The organism is Dietzia sp. Alg238-R159 (assembly GCF_900537145.1).
Classification (GTDB): domain Bacteria; phylum Actinomycetota; class Actinomycetes; order Mycobacteriales; family Mycobacteriaceae; genus Dietzia; species Dietzia kunjamensis.
Window position 1 is genome coordinate 681,148 of record NZ_UNRI01000001.1, and the last position, 17,056, is coordinate 698,203.

Annotated in this window: 14 protein-coding genes; 6 read left to right on the plus strand and 8 right to left on the minus strand. The window is 70.3% G+C overall.

The genetic code is table 11. From position 1 onward, the window contains the following. The first annotated feature begins 69 nt into the window (after positions 1 to 69). From G6R20_RS03180 to G6R20_RS18450, 4 genes are all read left to right on the plus strand, one after another. A complete protein-coding gene (locus G6R20_RS03180; RefSeq protein WP_163375541.1) occupies positions 70 to 1,131 on the plus strand; it encodes a hypothetical protein in 1,062 nt (353 codons plus the stop codon). Positions 1,132 to 1,266: 135 nt separating this feature from the next. Next, the gene (locus tag G6R20_RS03185; protein WP_163375542.1) at positions 1,267 to 2,109 is read left to right on the plus strand and encodes a hypothetical protein; all 843 of its coding nucleotides are present in this window, start codon (positions 1,267 to 1,269) and stop codon (positions 2,107 to 2,109) included. A gap of 271 nt (positions 2,110 to 2,380) precedes the next feature. Next, positions 2,381 to 3,733 (plus strand): hypothetical protein, encoded by a 1,353-nt coding sequence (locus G6R20_RS03190; protein WP_167492394.1) that lies wholly within the window; start codon positions 2,381 to 2,383, stop codon positions 3,731 to 3,733. Between the two features lie 150 nt (positions 3,734 to 3,883). Beyond that, positions 3,884 to 4,519: a hypothetical protein gene (locus G6R20_RS18450; protein ID WP_067716899.1), complete on the plus strand. Its 636-nt coding sequence runs from the start codon at positions 3,884 to 3,886 to the stop codon at positions 4,517 to 4,519. A 178-nt stretch (positions 4,520 to 4,697) separates the two neighbouring features. On the opposite strand, the gene G6R20_RS03200 is transcribed toward G6R20_RS18450, so the two are convergent. Both G6R20_RS03200 and G6R20_RS03205 read right to left on the minus strand, forming a co-directional pair. After that, positions 4,698 to 5,657 carry a 1,4-dihydroxy-2-naphthoate polyprenyltransferase gene (locus G6R20_RS03200; RefSeq protein ID WP_227022222.1) on the minus strand — a complete coding sequence of 320 codons (960 nt, stop codon included), beginning with the start codon at positions 5,655 to 5,657 and terminating at the stop codon, positions 4,698 to 4,700. Next, a complete protein-coding gene (locus G6R20_RS03205; RefSeq protein ID WP_132063073.1) occupies positions 5,654 to 6,922 on the minus strand; it encodes an AMP-binding protein in 1,269 nt (422 codons plus the stop codon). The genes G6R20_RS03200 and G6R20_RS03205 overlap by 4 nt, the downstream gene beginning before the upstream one ends. A gap of 452 nt (positions 6,923 to 7,374) precedes the next feature. On the opposite strand from G6R20_RS03205, the gene radC reads away from it, so the two are divergent. Then, a complete protein-coding gene (radC, locus tag G6R20_RS03210; protein ID WP_067716893.1) occupies positions 7,375 to 8,043 on the plus strand; it encodes a DNA repair protein RadC in 669 nt (222 codons plus the stop codon). Here the strand turns inward: radC and G6R20_RS03215 are convergent. The 6 genes from G6R20_RS03215 to G6R20_RS03240 all read right to left on the minus strand — a co-directional run bounded on the left by G6R20_RS03215 (position 8,027) and on the right by G6R20_RS03240 (position 15,657). Next, positions 8,027 to 9,181: a restriction endonuclease subunit S gene (locus G6R20_RS03215; RefSeq protein WP_132063071.1), complete on the minus strand. Its 1,155-nt coding sequence runs from the start codon at positions 9,179 to 9,181 to the stop codon at positions 8,027 to 8,029. The genes radC and G6R20_RS03215 overlap by 17 nt on opposite strands. Beyond that, positions 9,178 to 10,668, minus strand: coding sequence for an N-6 DNA methylase (locus G6R20_RS03220; protein ID WP_067716891.1), 1,491 nt, complete (start codon positions 10,666 to 10,668; stop codon positions 9,178 to 9,180). The genes G6R20_RS03215 and G6R20_RS03220 overlap by 4 nt, the downstream gene beginning before the upstream one ends. Continuing rightward, positions 10,665 to 11,525, minus strand: a complete 861-nt coding sequence (locus tag G6R20_RS03225) for a nucleotidyl transferase AbiEii/AbiGii toxin family protein (RefSeq protein ID WP_163375543.1) — start codon at positions 11,523 to 11,525, stop codon at positions 10,665 to 10,667. The genes G6R20_RS03220 and G6R20_RS03225 overlap by 4 nt, the downstream gene beginning before the upstream one ends. Continuing rightward, positions 11,518 to 12,117 carry a type IV toxin-antitoxin system AbiEi family antitoxin domain-containing protein gene (locus tag G6R20_RS03230; RefSeq protein WP_067716886.1) on the minus strand — a complete coding sequence of 200 codons (600 nt, stop codon included), beginning with the start codon at positions 12,115 to 12,117 and terminating at the stop codon, positions 11,518 to 11,520. The genes G6R20_RS03225 and G6R20_RS03230 overlap by 8 nt, the downstream gene beginning before the upstream one ends. An 84-nt stretch (positions 12,118 to 12,201) precedes the next feature. Continuing rightward, on the minus strand, positions 12,202 to 14,634 hold the full coding sequence (locus G6R20_RS03235; RefSeq protein ID WP_132063067.1) for a DEAD/DEAH box helicase family protein: 2,433 nt from the start codon (positions 14,632 to 14,634) through the stop codon (positions 12,202 to 12,204). Between the two features lie 36 nt (positions 14,635 to 14,670). Next, positions 14,671 to 15,657, minus strand: a complete 987-nt coding sequence (locus tag G6R20_RS03240; RefSeq protein ID WP_069390162.1) for a 1,4-dihydroxy-2-naphthoyl-CoA synthase — start codon at positions 15,655 to 15,657, stop codon at positions 14,671 to 14,673. Positions 15,658 to 15,680: 23 nt separating this feature from the next. On the opposite strand from G6R20_RS03240, the gene G6R20_RS03245 reads away from it, so the two are divergent. After that, entirely contained in the window at positions 15,681 to 16,775 is a 1,095-nt protein-coding gene (locus tag G6R20_RS03245; RefSeq protein ID WP_132063065.1) for an o-succinylbenzoate synthase, read from the plus strand. Positions 16,776 to 17,056 lie beyond the last annotated feature (281 nt).

Here is a 17,056-nt window from a genome sequence, read left to right on the forward strand (position 1 = left end):
TGACGTATGGTACGTGTGTGACTGGGCCGGACCCGGTCGTGCCCAGCTCCCGGACGACAAGGTGACCTCATGTTCCAGCGACGCATCCACCGCACCGCCCCCCGTTCCCGCTCCCTCGCCCTCGGTGGCGCCCTGGCCGCGCTCGCCGTGGTCGGCGGTGGCACCGTCGCGGCGGTGGGCGCGCCCGCCGCCGTCGACGCCGGCGACATCCAGCTGACCCAGAACGCGACCGGCCAGGCCGGTGCGCAGGAGCTCCCGCTCGGTACGGCGGTCAACCTCGACCTCGAGCCCGTGGTCGCCCAGGCCGCCGGCGGCACCATCCCGCCCGGGACGACGGTGCAGGTCACCGGCCTGCCCGACGGTCTGACCCAGAACGGCTGGGTCATCTCCGGCACGCCCACCCGCGCGGGCGAGTACGAGGTGCTCGTCACCGTCTCCAACTCGGGGATCTCGCAGTCGGAGAAGGTCGCCATCACCGTCACCGACGGCGCGGGTGCCCCGTCGGAGGACGAGGAGGCGACGACGAGCCCGGCCATCACGAGCCCGGCCGCAACCACGGCGACCACCACGGACGAGACCGCGACGACCGAGACCACGACGACCGCCACGCAGTCCGACCCCACGCTCTCGGCGGTCCCCGGTGATCCGACCGCCGAGGACGACACCCTCGCCGGCGATGAGGGTGACGGAACGGGCGCCGGCGACGGTGAGACGACCGGGGACGACGACGAGGTCGGCGCCCCCCCGGATCTGTGCGCGGTCGTCGGGGGCGGGCAGATGGACGGTGCCTCGCTGGCTCAGCTGCTGCCCCTGGTGACCGGTGGCGACGACGCCGAATCGGCCGGACTCGTGATGGTTCTGCTCAACACGGTCGTCAACCTGCTCCCGTCCGTGCTCGGCGAGGGCGGGTCGGTCGAGAGCCTCGGCTCGGTGGGCCAGATCCTCTGCACGATCTCTCCGTCGCTGCTCGGCGGCCTGACCGGTGGAGAGACCGCCACGGGCGGGGCGACGACCACTGCGGGCGGCGATGCCACCACGGACGGGGCGACGACCGGTGCGGCTGTTCCGGGCGACGGCCCCGCCGCGCTGCTGGGTCTGCTCACGACCGGCGCGGGCAGCCTCGGGCAGTGACCCTCCCCGCGCCCCCGGGCAATGTCCCCACGGGGCGCGGGTCGGGGCGATAGAGTCCCCCTGTCGACCTCGGGCGGCCCTGTGGGGCGCAGTGGCTCGATTACGTCCGTCGCCGTCGAAGAGGGTCCATCACACATGTTCACCCGCAAGGTCGTCACCGCCGCCGCCGCTGCACTCGCGCTGGTCGCCCTGTCCGTCCCCGTCGTCAACGCGCAGGACGACGGTGCCCTCCCCGGTGAGACCACGTCCGGCAGCATCTCGCTCGGCAGTCTCGAGGGGGGCGACCCCGACGCGTCCAGCCTCGCCGGAGGGTCCGAGGGCGCCTCGAACGACGCCTCCGGCGAGGGCGGAGTCGACGGTGAGGGCGGAGCTGACGGTGAGGGTGCCGATTCGGGTTCGCTCGGTGGCGGTTCGCCGGGAAGTCTCGACTCCGGCAGCCTCGACTCCGGCAGTGGGGACGACACCAGCGTCGGTGACCTCGCGCCCGAGACCGATGAGGTCTGCGAGCTGCCCGCCCTGGGCGGCTCGGTCGCCAAGTTCTCCCCGCTGCTGGGGATCGACGGCGTCCCCACCGGCGTCATGGATCTGATCACCTCGGCGCTGGATTCCTTCCCGAATCTGCTCGACGTGGTCGCGGGGGAGGGGCGCGGGTCGGCGCTCGTCGGCGAGGCCGGCTCGCTCAGCGAGGGGCTGTGCTCGCTGGTCTTCGGCGGCGAGATGGTCCCGCCGCCGGTCACGGTGATCGTCGACGGTGACGGCAATCCTGTCAGCACGGTCACCGGCACGGCCACCGCCAGCTCCACCACGTCCGCCCCGGCCACCACCACGACCTCCGCCGACGAGGCCGGAACCGGAACTTCGATCGCCGCCTCCGACGATGCGAGCACCGACGGTGCGAACCGGGACGGTGGCGACCCGGACGACGCGGATGCCGGTGAGGCGGCGCTCGCGACCTCGGTCCCGGTCCCCGGCGCCTGACCCCGCCTCTCGGTCTCCTGCGGCCCGGCCCCGATACAGGGGCCGGGCCGCCGTGATTTTCGACGAGGTCGTGCACGAGCGCGTCGGATACGGTTCCAGGCTTAACGGGATACCCGGGAGGGTGTGTGACTAGTGTGGCTTATGAGAATTAAGTGACTTATGTGACGAGAGTAGACAGGTGGTGTGCATGTGGTTAGAGTGGCACTCGTAATGGTCTGCCCTCCCGTTCCGCGGAGTGAGCGATCTGAACCCCTCCGGAAGGAACCAGCCGATGCGTGCTCGCCTCGCCCGTCCTCGTCGTATCGTCCGGGGTCGCCTTGCCGCCCCCGTCGCAGCCGCAGCAGCGGTCGCGCTCGTGGGCGGAATGGTCATCGCCGCTCCCGATGCGCCCACCGTCCGTAGCGACATCCAGACGGTCGCCGTGGCTGCCCCATCGTTCAACGCTGGCGCGGAGTTCTCCTTCGACGCCGGGACGCTGGTCCAGGCCACCCAGTCGGCCGGGTTCGTCATTGAGGACGTCACCGGACTTCCGGAAGGGCTGGAGTATGACGGCAACGGCCGCATCTCGGGCGCGGTGACCACTCCGGGCGTGTACACCATTCAGGTGACCGGTCGGGGCATGGGCGGACTAGTCACGATTCCCGTCACCCTGACGATCAACAACGCCAATGGTTCCGCGCCGGCCGGCGCCTCGGGCGAGGGGACGGCCGCAGTCGAGGGCAGCCTGGGCGGCGAGGCGCAGGCCGGTGGCCAGATCACCACGGGCTCCGACGGCACGGACGCGATCCTCGGCGCCGTGGCGGGCATCGTCTCCTCCCTCGGCGGCGACGCCGGTTCCGTTGCCGAGCTCGCCGCAGGCTCGACGGGTCAGGGCGGAGTCACCCCCGAGAACCCGGACGCCCCGGATGCGCCGACCGGCCCGCTCGGCAGCGCGGCCAACGGTGGGCTCGGCCTCGGCAGCCTGTCGAACGGCGCACCGGAGACCCCGGACGTGCCGGACACCGACGCCCCCGGCACCGAGACCCCGGTCAACGGCTCGCTCGGCACCCCGGGCTCCACCGCCACCGGGGAGGCGACCGGCGATGCCACCGGCGGCCTGGACACCCAGAGCCTGGGCCCGCTGGCCCCGCTCGGTTCCCTGATCGACTCGGGCGCCCAGACCGGCTCGACCACCGACGGCGACACCGAGACGACCGGCTCGACGATCCCCGGTTCCACCACCACCGGCGGAACCCAGACCGGCGCCGAGATCGTCACCGGTGGGGACCTGACCGGCGGCGGCGAGATCACCGTCCCGGGTTCGTCCTTCCCCGCGGACACCGGTTCCCTCGGGGCGCTGGCCCCCGGGCTGGCGCTGACGGGCGCCGCCCTCCTCGGCATCGCCGGCCTCAGCCTCGCGCTGGGCGGCGGCTCCTCGATCCCGGGCTCCACCGCGATCCTGCCTGCCCTGCCGGGTTCGACCACCACGGGCGGCACCACCACCGGCGGATCGAGCGACACCGGCAACGGTGGCTCCTCCGGGTCGGTCGCCCCGACCGTGGCCGCTGGTGCGCCGACTGTCGCCGCCGGCGCCCCGAACAGGGTCCAGGCCCCCGGGCCGACGGTCGCCAACGGTCGCGGCTGATCTACAGGCTCCCGGCGGCCGGGTAGGTCGCCGGTGACCACCTCCACCCCGGGGTCGTCTCACTTCGTGAGATGGCCCCGGGGTGTGGTGCATTCCTGGGTTACCGTGGGGCGGTCGTGATCTCGCGGCGGTAACCACCGAAAGGCGTGTATGCATATCTCCCGTCCTGTCGTCGCCTCCTCCCTCGCACTCGCCGCCATGGCCGCGGTCGGGGTCGCGTCCGGCCAGGCGGAGGCGCCCGACCACGCGCCCCTGGTCGTCGAGGCCACCGACGTGGCACCCGCGGCCCTGCCGTCCCTGACGCTGCGCGTCGGCGAGTACATGGAGCGGCGGGTCAGCGACTACGTCACTCCGCCCCCCGGCGCCTCGATCCAGTTCCGAGGCCTGCCGCCCGGGCTGTCCTACGATCCGGCCACCACCGCGATCAGGGGCACCCCCACCGTCGCGGGCGTGTACGAGCCCGTGGCGACCGCCTTCATCTTCGGCGTCCCGGTACGCACCGAGACGACCACGGTCACCGTCACCGGCGGTGCGGGCGGGACCACCGGCGGTACCGGTGGCGGCGGCGCCCCGGCACCGCGTCCCGCGCAGGCCCCGGCCCCGGCTCCGGCACCCGTGGCCGCGCCGGTGGCCCCTCCGGCGCCCGGCACGATCACCATCGCCGACATCGACACGCTGCCGGTGCCCGAGCAGGTCAAGGACGCCCTCCGCGGTGCCGCCCTGGCCCTCAACAACGGGATCCAGTCCGCCTGGAACGCCGTGCCCGAGGGCTCACTCGGCAAGTAGTCCACCCGGCACTCACTACATTCGGCACTCAGTACATCCGGCACGAAGTCCGCACGTACATCGACGGCGGCCGGTCCCCGAGGTGGGGGACCGGCCGCCGTCGTCTGTACCGCGCCGGGCGCGCGGGGGCTCGTCGCCGGGCCTCAGCGGACCGCCGGGGTGAACGCGCACCGCCGGGTCAGAGCGAGGCGATCACGAACCCGGCGCTGACCAGCACGCTCCACGCGAGCATCGCCATCCCGGCCATCGTCAGCGCGGGGATGAGTCCGGCACCGATCGCCCGTGCGCGCACCGGCGCGTTGGCCTTCCACGCCACCGGCAACGCCAGCAGCCCCAGCAGCGCCCAGGGCGTCGCCGGGATCAGGGCGAGCGTCGCCAGCAGCGGGACCAGCAGTTCCAGCACCGCGTGCAGGCCGCGGGTCCGCGAATCGCCCAGGCGCACGGCCAGCGTGATCTTGCCGGACTCGGCGTCCGAGGGGATGTCCCGCAGGTTGTTGGTGAGGTTCACCGCGCACGAGAAGCTCCCCACCGCCACGGCCGCGACCACCGCGTACCAGGTGACCGACCCGAGCTGCGTGAACTGCGTACCGATCACGGCGACCAGACCGAAGAACACGAACACCGCGACCTCGCCGAACCCGCGGTACCCGTACGGGGTCCTGCCGCCCGTGTAGAACCAGGCCGCCAGGATGCAGGCCACCCCGACCAGGATCAGCCACGGTGCCGACGTCGCACTGAGCACCAGCCCGGCGAGCCCGCCCAGCCCGAGGAACCCGAACGCGGCGCGCTTGACCGTCGCCGGCCGTGCCAGTCCCGAGCCCACCAGTCGCAGCGGGCCCACGCGGTCGTCGTCGGTGCCGCGGATGCCGTCCGAGTAGTCGTTGGCGTAGTTGACCCCCACGATGAACGACCACGCCACCACGAGCGCCAGGAGCGCCTGCCACCACACGAACCCGCCCGCGAGCGCCGCGGCCGCCGAGCCGACGAGCACCGGGGCGAACGCGTTGGGCCAGGTGCGGGGGCGGGCGCCCTCGAGCCAGTGGGAGAACGTGGCGCCCCCGGGCTCGGTGGTGGCGGCGTCGGCGTCGCTGGCGGGAGGGGTCTCGCGGTGGATGACGGGATCGGTCTCGCGGCTCATGCCCCGATTGTCCCATCGAGGAAGCCCGCGGCGACGCCGCGTCGGTCCACCTTGCCGCCCGGCAGCATGGGCAACGCGTCCAGCACGGCGACGATCGCAGGGGCCGAGTGCGCCCCCAGAGACGCGGCCACGTGTGCGCGCAGGTCGTCCGGCGACGCGGAGGAGCGGAGCGTGACCGCCGCGACGGGCCTGGTCCCGAGCCGTTCGTCCGGGATCCCGACGACGACGACGTCGACCACCGCAGGATGCGTGCGGAGTGCATCCTCCACGGTCTGTGGGAGGAGCGTGAGCCCACCGACGCTCAACGCCTCGTCGACCCTGCCGAGGATCCGGAGCCCGCCCCCGGGGTCGAGCGTCCCGGCATCGTCGGTGCGGAACCATCCCGCCCGGGCGAACGCGGGGTGATCCGGTGCGTTCCTGTACCCCGACGCGAGCTGCGGGCCGGCCAGCCAGACGCGGCCCTCGTCGTCGTCGACCTCCACCGTCACCCCCGGGAGCGGGGCGCCGTCGTACACACATCCGCCCGCGGTCTCGCTCATGCCGTAGGTCCGGACCACCCGGATGCCGGCGTCCGCGGCGCGGGCGAGCAGCTCCGGTGCGGCCGCGGCCCCGCCGAGCAGGACCGCGTCGAGCTCGGCGAGCGCGGCCACGGCGTCGGGCGGGCCGTCGTCGAGGACCTTGGCCAGCTGACCCGGCACGAGCGAGGTGTAGGCGCGGGCCGCTACCGAGCTGCCGCCCCCGGCGCCGAACTCCCCGGCACCGCCCGCGGCCGCGGCCTCGGCCGTGGTGCCCGCGCGGCACGCGGCCACGGCGTCGGGCAGGGACGCGGGGTCGAACCCACGGATCACGTCCATCACGACCGGCTCGTGCCCGGCGCGCAGCGACCGCAGGATCACCTGCAGCCCGGCGATGTGGTGCGCGGGTAGCGCGAGCAGCCACCGCCCGGGCCCCCCGAGGACGGCGTCGGTCGATTCGGCGGAGGCGGCGAGCGCGGCGGCGGAGAGCATCGCGCCCTTGGGTGTTCCGGTCGACCCGGAGGTGCTCACCACCAGGGCGGTGCGGTCGTCGATCGGGTCGCCGGGGCGCTGGCTGTCGACGAGGATCCGGGAGCGCACCGGGTCGTCGGCCGGCACCGGCAGCAGCGCCGGCCCGCGGTCGGCGAGCATCCGCGCGAGTGCCGGGAACACCTCGGCGACCGCCGGGCCGCCGGGGACGGGCAGGGTGCGCAGTTCGCGGCAGGCGCGCGTGTCGCGGGGTTTGGCCATGGTCTGCAGACCCTATCCGCGGCTGTGCCCCTCCGAGCCACTCCGTCGCGAGCCGCGCCACTACGCCGTTGCGCCGCGTAGCCCGGACTGACTGTCGAGCGCCCGCAGATGCCCATCGCGATGTCCACGCCTGAGCCGATGCTGTGGCATTTGGGCCCTACATAGGGTGCTCGCGAGCCGGGACTCGCGTCTGGCCCCGCCGCCGTCCGCTGCGCCGATGACCCCGGTCGCGGCCAGCCCCCGCGGTCCGGTGGGAAGGGCGCCGTATGGCCGCCGCGCTCGGCGACAACCCCAGACTTGCGCTCCGGATGCGCGACGACCCGCCGGGCGTCTTAGTGCCCGCACAGTCGGGTCGGAGTCATAGTCATAGTCCTGTGGATGGTTGTCGACCTTTTCCACAGAGCGCTTCAAGGGGTGGACGCTTCGGTGGCCGGCTACCTACGGTCGGTGCCATGGCCACCCCGTTCAGGGATCTCCCCGCCCACGACCTCCCTCGTGAGCGGCTTGTGCGATTCGGCCCGTCGGCTCTCAGCGACACCGAACTGATCGCCATCCATGTCGGCTCTGGTGTAGCGGGGCAGAACGCGGTCGCCCTGGCCACGCGGCTCGTGGCAGAGTTCGGCTCGCTCGCCGGACTGGCCCGGGCCACCGCGGCGGACCTCGGCCGGTTGCCCGGGATTGGCCCGGCCAAGGCATGCAGGATCGTGGCCGCGTTCGCACTCGCCGGCCGCGTCCAGGGCCCGGCCGAGGGGCGAATCCTCGGCTCGTCGGCTGATATTGCTACCGTCGCCATCCCCTTGATCGGCTCTGCCACGCGCGAGGAGGTCCTGGTGGTGGTGGCCGACGGCCGCAACCGGGTGACGCGTGTGGAGTCCGTGGCGCGGGGAGGGTCGACGACGACGAGCCTGCCGATCCGTGAAGTGTTGGCCGTCGCGTTGCGTCACGATGGGGCCGCCTTGGCGCTCGCGCACAATCACCCGGCGGGGGATCCCACTCCGAGTGCCGCCGACCGCGCCGCCACCGACCGGATCCGGTCCGCCGCGGAGGAGGTGGGACTTCGGTTCCTTGACCACGTGGTGGTGGCCGGCGAGGCGTGGCGGAGCGTCAGTGCATCGCGGTGAAGATCTCGTTCCGGGCGGCGGGCAGGACGGCGACGGCGAGCTCGTTGCGCTTGCCGTGGAGACTTGCTGACGTGAGGCGAAGCTCCTGGATGGTGCGAATCCGTTCGATTGCGCCCGCGAGCTCATCGTCGCCCGGCAGAGGAAAGGCAACAGTCTTCACAAAATCGGCGGGAACGCGCTGTTGTCCGGCGGTACCAGTGAAGGCCCTTCTTGCCTGCGATGTAAACCACTCAGTTCTGAGGACGCGCCACACCCACTCTGCAAATTCCGGTGAAGAAGCGCGGAGGACAAAGAACTCGGAAGACCCGTATCCGGTGCGACCCAGCTCGTCTACGTATATCGCGCAGTTGCCGTTCTGCATGCACGGTGTGATCCGGGCGAATATCACATCACCAGGAATGAACTGCCTGTAGCCGGTTCCGACTTCGCCGCGAGACTTCACCTCAGCATTGGTGATAGTTCCTGTAATAGGGTCGACTGCTGCCATAGGTACGAACTGCACTTCATCGGCACTGTCGACCTTTCTTGGCTTTGGAGCGAACTCAATCAGCTCGCCAAGTGGTGCCGCAGGAAGCTGGCCCAACCACGCGGACAAGGTCGAGTCGAGTGCGACTCTCGAGGGATCTTGGCGAGTGGTGCTCTTGTGTTCGCGTCCGATTTGTCTCAGGTGCTCGGCGATTCGGGTCTGTTCGGCGAGCGAGGGGAGGGGAACTCTCAGGCGCTCGAGGTTCTTGATCGACAGTGTCTTATTGCGTCCGGCGGAGCCCGGAGATGCCTTCCTAAGTTCCGCGAGCCCGCGATCGGAGAGGAAATAGTCACGGAGAAACTCTGCGCTCGCCCTCTCTGGGGTGCATTCCCACGTCATGAAACGGTGCGAGCCAACTAGATCCTCGTGTCGCTCGTCGGAAACTGCGACCGCGCCCTCCCATGCGAAGACATTGCTGAATAGCAGATCGCCGGACTTGATCTGAAAAATCTTCTTGTCGCCGATCTCGGTGCCGGATACCGGCTCCTTGATGAAGCAACCCTTGCCGAAGGACCGAATCCCGATCTCGCGATAGGAAGCTGTCGGGTCGACGTCGACAGGAGATCGGCGGAGGGAGGCAACCTCCCCAAGCGGCACCCAATCGACCTTCACAGCTCGAACTCCGCGATGGCCGCCTGCATTTCCTCATAGACCGCCAGGAGTTCCTTCTCCGTTTGGATCAAATCGGCAATCAGCTCGGCGGGAGGCCGCTGGTCCAGCGCGTCGGGGCGGTGGGGGTTGTGTAGGTCGAGGTTGAATCCGCCGGCCTCGATATCTGCGTAATCGACCTTCCACGCCTGTTCGTTCTCGACTCTGCCCTCGCGGCTCGCGCCGCCCCACCACCGCTGGCAGGTCTCGAACTCCTCGTAGCGCATGGGCTTGGTCTTGGTGTAGTTCTTGCGCCCCTCCGGCGGCGGCACCTCGTAGAACCACACGGGGCCCTGCCCGCCCTTCTCGAAGAACAGGATGTTCGAGGGGATGAGGGTATACGGAGCAAAGACGCCGTTGGGGAGGCGGACCACGGTGTGCAGGTTGAACCGCGTCATAAGGTCCTTCTTGATTCGCCCACCCACGCCGGTGTCGAAGAGCACCGAGTTGGGCACGACGATCCCGCATCGCCCGCGCGGGCTCTTCTCGATGCGAGCCATGACGGACTGCAAGAAGAGCCACACCGTCTCGGCCGTGCGGAAGGTGGTGGGGAAGTTCTCGAGAATCAGCCGCTCCTCCTCGCCACCGAACGGTGGGTTGGTCACCACCACGTCCACGCCGTCCCGCTTGACCTCAGAAAGCGGGTGGATGAGAGCGTTGCCCTCGGTGACGTTGGGCCGATCCACGCCGTGGAGCAGGAGGTTCATCTGGCACAGCAGGTAGGGCAAGCCTTTCTTCTCGATCCCGCGCAACCCGGCGGAGACCTTCTCGTGATCGGCGGCCGAGACGTCCCCGGCGGTCATGTGCCGGTAGGCCTCGGAGAGAAACCCGCCCGTCCCGCACGCTGGGTCGAGGACCTTCTCGCCGGGCCTCGGGTCGACCTGGTCCACCACGAACCTGATCACCGGACGCGGGGTGTAGAACTCGCCGGAGTCACCGGCGGCGTCCCGCATCTCCTTGAGCATGGTCTCGTAGAACATGGCCATGGTGTGCACCTCGTCACGGGAGGTGAAGCTGATCTTGTCCACCTGGTCGACCAGCTGCCGGAGAAGGTGCCCGGACTGCATCCGGTTCCGAACGTCGGCGAAGACGTGCCCCAGCGTGTCGTGGGGGTCCCCTGGCCGACCCGATCCGTGGACGGTGCGCAGGTGTGGAATCAACCGCTCGTTTATGAAGGCGATCAGGGGGTCGCCGGTGACGGACTTCTCGTGCGCCCAGGTGGACCAGCGGAGCGCCTGGGGGAGTGCGGGCTCGTAGGCCTCGTTGACCAGCGCGCGCTCCTCTTCGAGGTCGTCGAAGGCTTTGAGGAACAACAGCCACGCCAGCTGGGGCAGGCGGTCCAACTCGCCGTTCAGCCCCGCGTCTTTGCGCATGATCTGCCGGGAGGTCTTGATGACCGACTGGAGCCGGGCCTGGGTGGTGGGTTCCTTCGCGGTGACGCGGGCGCTCATGGGAGGTCTTTCTCGGTCGGGGGCATGCGGGACAGTGCGGTCAGGTACGTCTCGCGGACGGTGCGGAACGCGGAGGCGTGGTCGGGGTGGGTGAGCCCGAGATCAGCCGCCATCGCGGCGAACGGCTCGGCCCACGACCCGGGCGGTGGTTCGAGGTCGGCCGGCGGCGCCTCGCCGTCACGATCGGTGAAGACCGCGGTGAGTCGCACACCCAACCGCGTCGGATCGACGAGGCCACGGTCTAGGAGCAATGCGAGGTCGACGAGGTCTTTGACTCGGGACGACGGGCGGTTGTGCGCGTAGATCCGCGAGTAGGCATGCAGCTTCTCGGCTGCGTGCCGGTCTACGTCCACGGCGGGAACGGTGAACGGCTCGCCCAGCAGGAGCGGTTCGACGAGCAGGTGCTCCACCTCGTCGTCGTCAAGGTGGTCGGCGGTGACGACGTCGAGAGTGACGACCCCAAACTCGGTCGAACCGAGATAGGCCTCGATCACCACCCGCCACGTGGTGGGAAGCTCGTCCTCCGCGCGGACGGGCCGGGGCGCCCGCGCGACTAGACGGAAGCCGTCTCCCGGATCGTGGTCCAATGCCTCGTCGAGGAGGTCGTGCAGCTCGTCGGCGTCGGGAGATCCGGCGCTGAGTCGAGCCAGGTCGAGGTCCTTGGTGCTGCGGGCGTCAAGCCAGAGACGGGTCTCCAAGGCGAATCCGCCCTTGAGGACCCAGCGACGGTCGGCCGCGAGACGCCGCAGGACGAGCTGGAAGAGCACGCGGTTGCGTAGGCGGAGCGGATCAACTCGGTGCTCGGCGGCGAGGTTGCGCAGCCGGTGATTGACGCTCCGGGCGCGGGCGTCAGTCACGGGCCACGGTTCCCAACGCGCGCTCGAGACGGAGTGCGGCGACGGCGGGCAGGTCGTGCGCGAGGCGGCGGAGTCGGCGCTCCGTGGTGTTCCCGCCGGCGAGGGCGCCACGGACCGCGTCGTCGACGATTTCCTGCGAAACTGATTCGGTCCCCGCGACGTCGGCGAGAGTGCGTGGGATCGAGGTGACCGACCACCCGTGGTAATCGATTCGGTCGGCTGGATCGAGCTCACCGATGTGGGTGACCACGAAATCGTCCTGGGCGCGGAACCCCGGGGGCACCGTCAAGTGCAGGCGCGCCGGGTTGGCGTCTGAGAGGCTGTGGGCGCGAAGAGCCGACTCGTGCGAGACAACTCCGCGACCCCGGCTCCACAGGGTCCACCGGACATACTCGTCCTCGGGACTAGGCGGCCAGTCGGGGAGTCGGAAGATGCCACGGTCGACCCTGGTCCAGTTCCCGGCGTCCACGTGGTACTTCTGCGCCTGGTGCGAGTACCCGGCCTCTACGGCCTGGGCGGACGAGAAATAGCCCGCCTGACCGAACGCGACCGCGTGTAGGCGGCGGCGTAGGTCGAGCGAGGAGGCGGTCATGCAATGAGCCTACCATCAGCGCGAAATCAAAGAACCATATAGTTATACCATGCACTTATGCGCAAAACTAAAGTTACTATGTAGCTAGGCGCCATATAGCCAGTCGGGAACCTGGCGAACTGCCTCGCGCAGGGCGTCTGGGCCGCCCATCGCACTGGCGATCTCGGTAATGCTCCCCGCGTTAGAGATCGGCCGGAGCCGGACGGTGCGCATCGAGATGTCGTCGATGCCGAATTCCTCGTACCGCTGGAGGAGCCCGACGAGAACGGCTCGGCCGGCCTCGCTCTGGGCGCGGATCTCCTCGGCGTGCGATTCCCGTGCACGGCGGGCCCGCTCGGCCCGGGTCCGGACCGGCGTCTGGAACGCCATCGAGAGCAGCACGTCGAACAAGTCGGAACCCGACTCGTCTGCAAGTGCCCTGAGTCCGTCAAGGTCGATTCCCCGCCCCGCCAGGGACTCGAGGATCTCATGGCGGGTGGACTCGTCCGCCCACAGCGTGCCGAGCGAGGCGGCGTCCCCGTAACCGGACATGGTGCCCTCGACCACAGTCCGTACCTCGACCATCCGTGGCTCGCCGGTCGACCTGTCGATCACCATCGCCGCCTCCGAGGTCACCGTCACGACGCCGTCGACCACGACGTAAGTAGTTCGGGGCTCTCTGGTCCCGCCGGGGTTGTCGACGTCGTCAGGGTCCTCGGTCCGAAACTCGGGTTCGGGCTCGTTCAGCGTCGGGTCGGCGGGCGCGGGGGCGGGGGCGCCGGTTCCGGTCGAGTCGCTACCGGGCTCGGAAATCGATTCGACGACGTCGCCACTGCCGTCCGTCGTCTCTATCGTGATGTCGGGGGGCGTGCCGTCGAAGTCCGGGTCACTGAAATGCTGAGAGGCACCGACGTAGTCGACCACCTCGAATACCGATTTTCCGCCCTCGGGGAAGAGCCTGGTGCCTCGGCCGACGATCTGCTTGAACTCGATGGACGAGCCCACCGGTCGGAAGATCACGACGTACCGCAGGTCGGGAACGTCAACGCCGGTGGACAGGAGCCGGGAGGTGGTGGCGACGACGGGCGACGCCGACTCCGTGTCGCAGAACGCCTCGAGTAGACGCGCCTTCTCCTCCTCCACGCCGACGATCCGGACGACCCATTCAGGATCCGCGCGGACGAGGTCCGGGTTCTCGACGACGAGTGCGGACCGAACGTCGTCGGCATGCTGCGTGCTCACACAGAAGACGATCGCCTTGTGCTCAGGGTTCTGCCGAAGTAGCCCGGACAGGTGGTGGGCCATGGCCTTGGTGCGAGGCAGGAGTGAGAGGGCGCGCTCGTAGTCGCGAGTGGTGTACACCCCCGCAGGTATCTCGCGTCCGTAGAGATCCCGCTGCCCGGGGTCGGGCGTCCAGCCCTCTGCGTCGGCGTCGAGGATCACCCGCCGAATTCGGTAGGGGGCGAGGTAGCCGTCCTCGATCCCGTCGCGGAGGGAGTAGCGATAGACCGGGTTGCCGAAATACTCGTAGCTGTGGACCGTGTCGTCGCGCGGAGTGGCAGTGAGTCCGAGGTGGATCGCTGAGGCGAAGTGGTTGAGGGTGCCGCGCCATCGGGAGTTGGCGGTGGCACTTCCGCGATGGCACTCGTCGACAATGACGAGGTCGAAGAAGTCTCGGGGAAACTGCTCGAGGAGTTCCTCACCGGCAGCCCCCTGGTGCAGCGCCTGGTAGCTCGCGAAGTACAGCTCCCCGCTCTGGTCGGCGCCCAGCCGGACACGTTGCAGCCGCTCGTTGCCGAAGGCCGGACCGAAGTCGTTACGCATCGGCTGAGTGAGGAGCACGTCCCGGTCGGCCAGGTAGAGCACCCTGTAGTTTTCCTCGGGCCGCACTTTCTCCTGGTATCCGAGAATTTTGGCGACGATCTGCATGGCGGTGAACGTCTTGCCCGTGCCAGTGGCCATGAGGAGCAGGATCCGCTGATCACCTCGGGCGATCGCCCGGAGGACCGCGCTGATCGCCAGCGCCTGGTAGTAGCGGGGTTCGTGGATCGTTCCGTCAGTCGAGACCTTCCTCCTACTGAGTGGCTCGAGGAGGAGGTCGGCCTCCGGCCCTTCGAGCTTCATGAATGTGCGGTAGGAGTCCCACGCCTCGACAGGCGTGGGGAATCCGTCCACCTTCCGTTCAGTCCCGGCCGAGCGGTCATGGACGATGATCTCGGACCCGTTCGTCGCGATGGCGAGGGGGACCTCGAGCTTCTTGGCGTAATCGAGTGCCTGTTGGAGCCCATCTCGAGCCGAGCGGTACGCACGCTTGGCTTCGACGACTGCGACCGGCTGACCCGGGGCGATCTCGAGAACATAATCCACGCGCCGACCGGGGAGCGCCTGGACCGTGCCATCCGGCCCTGTTCGCATCGTCTGAGCGAGCGCATACTCCGGCGTGATCGCCTCTGCCGCCCAGCCAGCCGTGCGGAGGGCGGGCACCACGAGGTCGCGACATGTGTCGCGCTCCAGTGGACCGCGCTGTTTACTCGTCATGTGAGCACTGTATCCGCGGCTCGTGTCGCCGCCTGCTCAGTAGTAGTACGGGTAGTCGTCCCAGTTGGGCTCGCGCTTCTCGAGGAACGCGTCGCGGCCCTCCACCGCCTCGTCGGTCATGTACGCCAGCCGCGTGGCCTCACCGGCGAACACCTGCTGGCCCATGAGTCCGTCGTCGGTGAGGTTGAACGCGAACTTGAGCATCCGCTGCGCGGTGGGCGACTTGCCGTTGATCTGCCGCGCCCACTCGATGGCGGTGTTCTCCAACTCGGCGTGGTCCACCACCCGGTTGACGGCACCCATGTGGAACATCTCCTCGGCCGTGTACGCCTGGCCGAGGAAGAAGATCTCGCGCGCGAACTTCTGGCCCACCTGCTTGGCCAGGTAGGCGCTGCCGTAGCCGGCGTCGAAGGAGCCCACGTCGGCGTCGGTCTGCTTGAACCGGGCGTGCTCGCGGGAGGCCAGGGTCAGGTCGCTCACCACGTGCAGCGAGTGCCCACCGCCGGCCGCCCACCCGTTGACCAGGCAGATCACGACCTTCGGCATGGTGCGGATGAGCCGCTGAACCTCGAGGATGTGCAGCCGCCCGCCCTCGGCCTTGACGCGCGCCTCGTCGACTTTGTCGGCCGTGGCGCCGGCGACGTCCGAGTCGTGCTCGGTCGAGTACTGGTATCCGGACCGGCCACGGATCCGTTGGTCGCCACCCGAGCAGAACGCCCACCCGCCGTCGCGAGTGCTGGGCCCGTTGCCGGTGAACAGGATGGTGCCGACGTCGGGGGAGCGGCGCGCGTGGTCGAAGACGCGGTACAGCTCGTCCACGGTGTGCGGGCGGAACGCGTTGCGCACGTCGGGGCGATCGAACGCGATCCGCACGATCCCGTTGACACGGCCCTCGCCCACGTGGCGGTGGTAGGTCAGGTCGGTCAGGTCCTCCCCGTTCCGGAAGCCCTCGACCTCCCGCCACTGCGACGGGTCGAACGGGTTTCCGGTGGCCTGGTCCTGCGGTGCGCTGCTCTCGGTCATGGGTTCGACGTTAGCGTGGAGCCATGACATCCGTACCGGGCCCCGAGTCGATCGACGATCTGCTCGCCCGCGTGCACGTGGTGGCCCTGCCGATGAGGGTGCGGTTCCGCGGCGTCACCGAGCGTGAGGTCGCGCTGATCGATGGCCCCGCCGGGTGGGGCGAGTTCGGCCCGTTCGGAGAGTACGACGATGCGGAGTCCGCCCACTGGCTGGCCTCCGCGCTGGAGATGGCGTGGCAGGGCCCGCCGCCGGCCCTGCGTTCCCGGGTCCCGGTCAACGCCACGGTCCCGGCGGTCGCGGCCGGGGACGTCGCGGCGATCCTCGACCGCTTCCCGGGCTGTATGACGGTCAAGGTCAAGGTGGCCGAGTCCGGGCAGCAGCTCGTCGACGACGTCGCCCGCGTCGCCGCCGTCCTCCAGGCCCGCCCCGGCGCGCGCGTCCGGGTGGACGCCAACGGGGCGTGGTCGGTCGCCGAGGCCGCCCACGCGATCCGGGTGCTGGACCAGGCGGTGCGTGCGGACGACGTCGCGCGGGCCCCCGGCACCGGCCCGGTCTCACTGGACGGGCCGGGCCTGGAGTACGCCGAGCAGCCCTGCGCCACCGTCGAGGAACTGGTGCAACTGCGGGAGCGCCTGGCCGCCGACGGGGTGCACGTGGACGTCGCCGCCGACGAGTCCATCCGCCGCGCCTCCGACCCCCTGCGCGTCGTGCGGGCGGGCGGCGCCGACCGGGCGGTGGTCAAGGTCGCGCCGCTGGGCGGGCCGCGTTGCCTGCTCGCGGTGGCCGCAGAGCTCGGGGTGCCGGTCACCGTGTCCAGCGCCCTCGACTCGGCGGTGGGCGTCGCCGCGGGGGTCTCCGCGGCAGCCGCGATGCCCGGTGGTGCCGGGCGTGGCCGTCCCGGACCCGACGACGACAACGCGATTCCCGCCGCAGGTCTGGGCACCGGCGGGTTCTTCGTCGAGGACGTGGTCGAACCGGGCACGTTCGCCCTCGAGGACGGCTGTCTCCCGGTCCGCCCGGTGGCGCCGGACCCGGCGAGACTGGAGGGCCTGCGTGTGAGCGGTGAGGTCCGCGACTGGTGGCTGGACCGGATCCGCCGCTGCTACGAACTTCTCTGAGCGGCCCCGCCGCAGCTGCCCCGCCGCTCCGCCGCAGCCGCCCCGCCGCAGCCGCGCCTGGCCATGGCGTCTCGCACGCACCGCGGGGAGGGCGAGACGCCATGGCCAGGCGCGGGGACGCCCATCGCGGACAACGGCAGGAGCACGACGCCAGATCCAGGAGCGGCTGGCGGGGGATTTCGACGCCGCGCCGGGCGCGAGACGCCAGGTCCGGAAGCGAGACGCCTTGCCCGGGAGCGAGACGCCATCGGTGGGGGCGGGGGCGCCGGGCGCTGGCCCGA

Coding starts and splice junctions, on each gene's coding strand:
- G6R20_RS03245 (WP_132063065.1), top strand. CDS start 15,681: ATGACATCCGTACCGGGCCCCGAGTCGATCGACGATCTGCTCGCCCGC.
- G6R20_RS03230 (WP_067716886.1), bottom strand. CDS start 12,117: ATGACCGCCTCCTCGCTCGACCTACGCCGCCGCCTACACGCGGTCGCG.
- G6R20_RS03220 (WP_067716891.1), bottom strand. CDS start 10,668: ATGAGCGCCCGCGTCACCGCGAAGGAACCCACCACCCAGGCCCGGCTC.
- G6R20_RS03235 (WP_132063067.1), bottom strand. CDS start 14,634: ATGACGAGTAAACAGCGCGGTCCACTGGAGCGCGACACATGTCGCGAC.
- G6R20_RS03240 (WP_069390162.1), bottom strand. CDS start 15,657: ATGACCGAGAGCAGCGCACCGCAGGACCAGGCCACCGGAAACCCGTTC.
- G6R20_RS03205 (WP_132063073.1), bottom strand. CDS start 6,922: ATGGCCAAACCCCGCGACACGCGCGCCTGCCGCGAACTGCGCACCCTG.
- G6R20_RS18450 (WP_067716899.1), top strand. CDS start 3,884: ATGCATATCTCCCGTCCTGTCGTCGCCTCCTCCCTCGCACTCGCCGCC.
- radC (WP_067716893.1), top strand. CDS start 7,375: ATGGCCACCCCGTTCAGGGATCTCCCCGCCCACGACCTCCCTCGTGAG.
- G6R20_RS03200 (WP_227022222.1), bottom strand. CDS start 5,657: ATGAGCCGCGAGACCGATCCCGTCATCCACCGCGAGACCCCTCCCGCC.
- G6R20_RS03185 (WP_163375542.1), top strand. CDS start 1,267: ATGTTCACCCGCAAGGTCGTCACCGCCGCCGCCGCTGCACTCGCGCTG.
- G6R20_RS03180 (WP_163375541.1), top strand. CDS start 70: ATGTTCCAGCGACGCATCCACCGCACCGCCCCCCGTTCCCGCTCCCTC.
- G6R20_RS03190 (WP_167492394.1), top strand. CDS start 2,381: ATGCGTGCTCGCCTCGCCCGTCCTCGTCGTATCGTCCGGGGTCGCCTT.